The sequence below is a fragment of the Natronomonas sp. genome, from assembly GCF_036625485.1.
Lineage (GTDB): Archaea > Halobacteriota > Halobacteria > Halobacteriales > Haloarculaceae > Natronomonas.
In genome coordinates, this window is record NZ_JAZKTR010000155.1 from 1 (window position 1) to 5,700 (window position 5,700).

The 5,700-nt window shown below is 65.7% G+C and carries 5 protein-coding genes and 1 pseudogene; 2 read left to right on the top strand and 4 right to left on the bottom strand.

What is annotated here, in order from left to right:
- From V5A53_RS12465 to V5A53_RS12475, 3 genes and pseudogenes are all read right to left on the bottom strand, one after another.
- Nucleotides 1-949: pseudogene (locus V5A53_RS12465) on the bottom strand (secretion system protein); the annotation flags it as partial.
- Between the two features lie 177 nt (nucleotides 950-1,126).
- A complete protein-coding gene (locus V5A53_RS12470; protein WP_332313943.1) occupies nucleotides 1,127-2,269 on the bottom strand; it encodes a pyridoxal phosphate-dependent aminotransferase in 1,143 nt (380 codons plus the stop codon).
- A complete protein-coding gene (locus V5A53_RS12475; protein ID WP_332313944.1) occupies nucleotides 2,266-2,754 on the bottom strand; it encodes an Lrp/AsnC family transcriptional regulator in 489 nt (162 codons plus the stop codon). The genes V5A53_RS12470 and V5A53_RS12475 overlap by 4 nt, the downstream gene beginning before the upstream one ends.
- Before the next feature lie 173 nt (nucleotides 2,755-2,927).
- Here V5A53_RS12475 and V5A53_RS12480 point away from each other — a divergent pair, with 173 nt between their 5' ends.
- Together V5A53_RS12480 and V5A53_RS12485 are read left to right on the top strand one after the other, a co-directional pair.
- Nucleotides 2,928-3,110 (top strand): hypothetical protein, encoded by a 183-nt coding sequence (locus V5A53_RS12480; protein WP_332313945.1) that lies wholly within the window; start codon nucleotides 2,928-2,930, stop codon nucleotides 3,108-3,110.
- A gap of 84 nt (nucleotides 3,111-3,194) precedes the next feature.
- Entirely contained in the window at nucleotides 3,195-4,448 is a 1,254-nt protein-coding gene (locus tag V5A53_RS12485; protein WP_332313946.1) for an MFS transporter, read from the top strand.
- A 33-nt stretch (nucleotides 4,449-4,481) separates the two neighbouring features.
- On the opposite strand, the gene V5A53_RS12490 is transcribed toward V5A53_RS12485, so the two are convergent.
- Nucleotides 4,482-5,636 (bottom strand): acyl-CoA dehydrogenase family protein, encoded by a 1,155-nt coding sequence (locus V5A53_RS12490; RefSeq protein WP_332313947.1) that lies wholly within the window; start codon nucleotides 5,634-5,636, stop codon nucleotides 4,482-4,484.
- Nucleotides 5,637-5,700 lie beyond the last annotated feature (64 nt).

Sequence of the window (5,700 nt, forward strand, 5' to 3'; positions counted from 1 at the left end):
TGTCCTCGATGTTGATGTCGTGTTTGATGCCGTCGATGCGCTCGAAGCCGATGAAATCCCGCTTCAGCAGGTAGAGCAGTTTCTCGATCTGGTACTCCGAGAGCGTCTCGGAGTCTTCCTCCAGCAGCGCGGGCTCCGGCCGGGCTTCGACGCCCTGTAGTCCGACGTGTTCTTCCGCTTCCCTCTCGTCGGCGAGCCCGACGAGTTCCTTGACGCTGTCGACGAGTCCGTCACCGTCCGGCCGGGCCCCCTTCTCGTAGAGGTCGTAGCGTTCCAGCAGGTTGTGGGTCTCGCGTTCGATGACGCCGGCGCGAGCGTCGTCGCCGCCCTGGATGACGACTTCGTCGCTCGAATACTTGATCGCGGTTTTGAGCTTTCCGGAGATGAACTCCCGGAGGTCCGATTCGATGGGAGTGAGATGCGGCTCGATGAGGTAGTATTTCTTCTCGTTTTCCTTCTCGGAGTGGAAGATGATGACGAAGGCGTAGGGTTTGTTCACCCAGTAGCGTTCGACCTCTCGGAAGTGGCTCTTCTTCTCCTGTGGAACCGACTTCTCGAGGTCGTAGCGGTTGACGACGGTCGTCGCGCCGTCGGCGTCGGTGAAGAAGGCGTCCTCGTCGAGTTCCGGGTTGACACGAACGGTCCGCTCGTTCGCGGCTTCGGTCAGTTGGGTGGCGCCGAGACCGGAGCCACCGATGATGGTATCGAGGTCGTCGGGGTCGAAGCCGAGATAATCCTCGGGGTCGAACTCCTCGTCTTCGGGTGGGTTACCCTCCTCGTCGTAGTAGTATTCCGCCTTGAAATCCTCCCAGTCGTATTCGCCGACCACTGCCGGAGGCACTTCTTCCGCCTCGGTGTCGGCGTCTACGTCCATGTCTCCGTCTGCGTCGGCGTCGGGCGCTGGTCCCCCAACACCAGCACCCTCGCCGTCCGCATCATCGATAGCCATTGTCACGCGATTGGACACGTCCGCGAAAAAGGTTTGCGGCCCTATCGAGACGTGATTCGCGCGGTACGCGCGGTGTATGTGCCGGCATACGGTTTGGCGTACGGTCAGCGATACAAAATTTGCGTATCCGGTCAGCGATACAAAACGCCGGTAGGGAGGGCCTACCCCGGCGTATCGTCAGGAGATGAACCGTTCGAGACGGTTCATCGCTTCCTTCAACTCCGAGAGACCGGTCGCGTACGACGCCCGCAGGTGACCGTCGGCGCCGACCCCGAAGGCGGTTCCGGGCACCATCGCCACCTGCTCGGCCTCCAGTAAGTCCTCGGCGAACTGCTCGGCGTCCTCGCCGGGACATTCCGGGAAGACGTAGAAGGCGCCGGTCGCCTCGAAGCAGTCGATGCCCATCTCCTCGAACCGCGAGAGGACGAAGTTCCGGCGACGGTCGTACTGGTCGCGCATCTCGACGACCTCCTCGCGACAGGTCTGGAGGGCCTCGATGGCTGCGTACTGGGCGGTGGTCGGCGCCGACAGCATCGTGTACTGGTGGATACGGTTCATCGCGGTGATGACCTCGCTGGGGCCCATCGCGTAGCCGAGTCGGAGGCCGGTCATCGCGTAGGCCTTCGAGAAGCCGTTGAAGACGACGGTTCGTTCGCGCATCCCGTCGAATTCGGCGATGGAGACGTGGTCGCCCTCGTAGGTGAGGTCAGCGTAGATCTCGTCGGAGAGGACGTCGACATCGTGCTCGCGACAGAACTGCGCGACTTCGGCGAGTTCCTCGCGGTTCATCGTCGCGCCCGTCGGGTTGTTCGGATAACAGTAGACCAGCAGGTCCGCCTCCTCGGCGCCCGCTTCGGAGAGCACCTCGGGCGTGAGTTTGAACTCGTCTTCGACGCGGGTCGGCACGTCCAGTACCTCGCCGCCGGCGAAGGTGACGCCCGGCGAGTAGGAGACGTAGCAGGGCTGGGCGACGGCGACGGTATCGCCCGGGTTGACCAAGGCGCGGAAGGCGACGTCGAGGGCTTCGCTGGCGCCCGCGGTGACGAGGATCTCTTCGTCCGGGTCGTAGTCGAGGTTCCAGCGGCGGGCGTCCTCGGCGATCTCCTCGCGGAGTTCGCGCATGCCCCGGTTGGCGGTGTAGGAGGTCTGGCCGCGTTCCAGCGAGGTGATGGCGGCCTCGCGGGCGGCCCACGGCGCCGAGAAGTCGGGCTCGCCGACGCCCAGCGAGATGACGTCGTCCATCTCCTCGGCCAACTCGAAGAAGCGGCGGATGCCGGAAGGTGGGACCTCGGCCACGCGGTCGGAGGGCTCGAACGTCATGGCGTAACCGACAGGCGATCGTCGTCGCCGCCGTCGTCGAAGCGATAGCCGCCCTGCTTGTACGTCTCCATGATGTAGTGGGTGACCGTCTGGGTTATCTCGGGGAGGGGCGCGACCTTGTCGCTGATGAAGCGGGAGACCTCCCGCATCGAATCGCCCTCGACTTCGAGCGCGAAGTCGTAATCGCCCGAGACGAGCCGAAGTCCTTGCACTTCGGGGAAGCCGGCGAGCCGTTTGGCCACGTCCCGGTAGGTCGTCTCCCGGTCGAGGGTGACGTTACACTCGACGTGGGCCTGGACGCGGTCGTCGCCGACGGCGTCCCAGTCGACGATGGCGGTGTAGCCCTGGATGACTCCTTCGGCTTCCAGTTCCGCAATCTCCTCTTCGACCGTCTCGGCCGAAAGACCCGTCAGGCGGGCGAGGTCGGCCGTCGAGTAGCGGGCGTTCTCCGACAGCAACTCGAGGAGTTCGTCGGCGTGGTCCATACGGAATAGGACAGTAGCGCGGACTAAAGCGTTGCGAGGCACCGTCAGTTCCTGCCGCGCGCCACGAGGAGCAACCTATTATCACGAACGTTAATGTTCTTCGGCATATAAGGTCATCCCTTGGCATATTATCTCTCGATACTATTATAATCCCCTGGAGTCCACCTACAGGCATGAAACAGCACGCGCTCCGGACGGCGATGACACTGTATCAGGGCGGCACACTGAATCTGGACACCGCGGCCCGTCGGGCCGGCGTCTCGCCCGACCGTCTTCGCCGTGCCGTCGACCGTCTCGGTACCGGCGCCCCCTCGCCGACGGCCGAGACCGAGCGAACCCCCGTCCACGCGGACTGATACCCGTCTTCTCTCGTCGTTTTCACCGAAGCCGATAGCTCGTAGACCGCAAGCGGCTTGACGGCCCGGTGACCAACTCTCACCGTGTCGCGTAACGCGCCGCTCGTGGTCGGTCTCGTCTCCGGCTCCCACGTCGTCAACCACGCCTATCTCCTGCTTTTCGCCCCCGCATTCACCCTTCTGAGCGCCGATTTCTCGGTCACGATCGGGCAACTCGGCCTCGCCGTCGGCCTCGTCAACGCCGTCGTCACTCTCGGCCAACTGCCCCTGGGATACGTCTCCGACAGCTACAGCCACGGGGCCGTCCTCGTTGGGTCGCTCGCGGTCGGAACGGTCGGCTGTGGGCTGGCCGCCCTCGCGACCTCCTACGAGTTGCTCCTCGCCGCCGCCGTCGTCATGGGACTGGGCATCGCCGGCCACCACCCCGCACACTACCCCCTCATCTCCGCGGCCGCGCCCGACGCTTACCGCTCGCGGGCCTACAGCGCTCACGGCTTCGCCGGCGCGCTCGGCCTCGCGCTGCCGTTCGCCGTCGTGCCCGCCGCCGTCGCCCTCGGCTTCGGCTGGCAGGCCGCCTTCGGTGCCATCGCCGCCTTCGGGGCGGTCTACACCGTCGTCGCCGTCGTCGCCGTCCGGCGCCTGCCCGACAGCATCACCCGGGCCGGCGCCGAAGCACGCGACGCGGAGGAAAGCCTCGTCGACGCCCTCCGGGCCGTCGACACGGCGGGCGACCGATTCCGCCTGCTCGTCGACCGAGCGGCCGCCTACTTCCGCACCATCGCCGGCGCGCCGCTGATACTCCTGCTTACCGCGCTCTGGTTCGTCAACAGCGCGGCCGTCTGGGGGATTCGAGCCTACACCGCGACCCTGCTGGATTCGGGCTACGGCCTCGAGGCCGGTACCGCAAGCCTCGTCGCCAGCGCGATGCTCGTCGTCGGCGCCGTCGTCCTACTGGGCGGCGGCTACCTCGCCGACCGCATCGGTCCCACGCCCCTGCTCTTCGTCGGCTACGGCTCGCTGGTCGTCTTCGCCGGCGCCCTCTCGACGAACCTATTGGCCCTCGTCGCCGCCGTCGGCGTCGCGCTCCTGCTCGCGGCGACGATCGACCTCTCGCGGCCCGCCCGCGCGACGCTCACCGACCTCGCCTCCGAGCGTCGCGACGTCGGCAAGAATTTCGCGTTGATGACCATCGGCATCTCGGCGGGCGGCGCCGTCGCCCCGCCCGCGTTCGGTTACGCCATCGACATCGCCGGCGTCCACGCCGCCTTCGCCGGGGTCGCCGCGACCGCCGGCGTTGCGCTCCTGCTATCGGTATCGGTTGCCCGCGCGGCACGCTGATTTCGAACCATCAGGCCGCAAGCGGCGGTCGTTTTACCATCCGGCCTGTCCGTAGATGAGGTTCCGCTGGATCTCGTTGGCCCCCTCGTAGATGACCGGCACCCGAACGTCCCGATAGATCCGGGAGATGCGGTTCTCGGTGAGGACCGACCGGCCGCCGTGGAGTTGCATGCCGCGTTCGGCACAGTCGTTGGCGGTTTCGGTGGATTTCACCTTCGCCATCGCCGCCCAGAACCCGGCGTTATCGTTTTCGGCGACGTGGTCTGCGGCCTGCCAGTTGAGCGCGCGGGCGGCCTGGAACTCCGTCATCATGTCCGCGAGGATGTGCTGGACCGACTGGAACTCGGTGATAGTCCGGTCGAAGGCCTTCCGCCCGTGGGCGAACTCGGAGGCCTCCTCGATGGCCGCCGCCGCGAGGCCGAGACCGTGGCCACCGACGACGACCCGGCCGTAGTTGAAGAACTCCGCGAGCATGTAGAAGCCGGCACCCTCGGTGCCGACGAGGTTCTCCTCGGGAACCCGCGCCCCGTTCAGTTCGATGTGGGCCTGCTTCGAGGCGCGAAAGCCCATCTTCTCGGGGATGTGTTCGGCGTCGTAGCCGTCGGTATCGGTCGGGACGATAAGCAGCGAGTAGTTACCGTACGGGTCGTCGGGGTCCTCGCCCGTCTTCACGTACATCGTCACCCAGTCGGCCTCGACGCCGTTGCCGACCCAGTACTTCTCGCCGTTCAGCACGTACTCGTCGCCGTCTTTCTCCGCGGTCGTCTCCATGCCCGCGAGGTCCGACCCCGTCTCCGGTTCGGAGACCGCCAGTCCTGAAAGCTGGTCGTTTTCGGCGACCGGCCGGAGGTACGTCTCCTTCTGGTCTTCGGTGCCGTACTCCTCGGTGATCTTCGAGCCGAAACTCGCCAACTGCATCGTCAGGGCGATGCCAGCGTCGGCCCGATACAGTTCCTCGGTCATCGCGAGCAACTGGTGGAGGTCGAAGCCGCGACCACCGTACTCCTCCGAGATGTCCTGCGCCACGAGGTTCGCGTCCATTCCCGCCTCCAGCACGTCCCAGGGGTACTCGCCGGACTCGTAATACTCCGCGGCGTTCGGTTCGATGTGTTCCTCGGCGAACGCCCGCGCTTCGGCCTTGATATCGTGGGCGTGCTCCGGAACGATGGTCTCGTCTAGCAGGTCCATTCCGGGCGAAATTAGGGCTGCGAGACTCATATACCGACGGTTGCCAGCAATCCACAGCCGGCTA

Excerpts from the sequence above, each read along its gene's own strand:
- V5A53_RS12480 (WP_332313945.1), top strand. The coding sequence starts at position 2,928 with ATGAAACAGCACGCGCTCCGGACGGCGATGACACTGTATCAGGGCGGC.
- V5A53_RS12490 (WP_332313947.1), bottom strand. The coding sequence starts at position 5,636 with ATGGACCTGCTAGACGAGACCATCGTTCCGGAGCACGCCCACGATATC.
- V5A53_RS12470 (WP_332313943.1), bottom strand. The coding sequence starts at position 2,269 with ATGACGTTCGAGCCCTCCGACCGCGTGGCCGAGGTCCCACCTTCCGGC.
- V5A53_RS12475 (WP_332313944.1), bottom strand. The coding sequence starts at position 2,754 with ATGGACCACGCCGACGAACTCCTCGAGTTGCTGTCGGAGAACGCCCGC.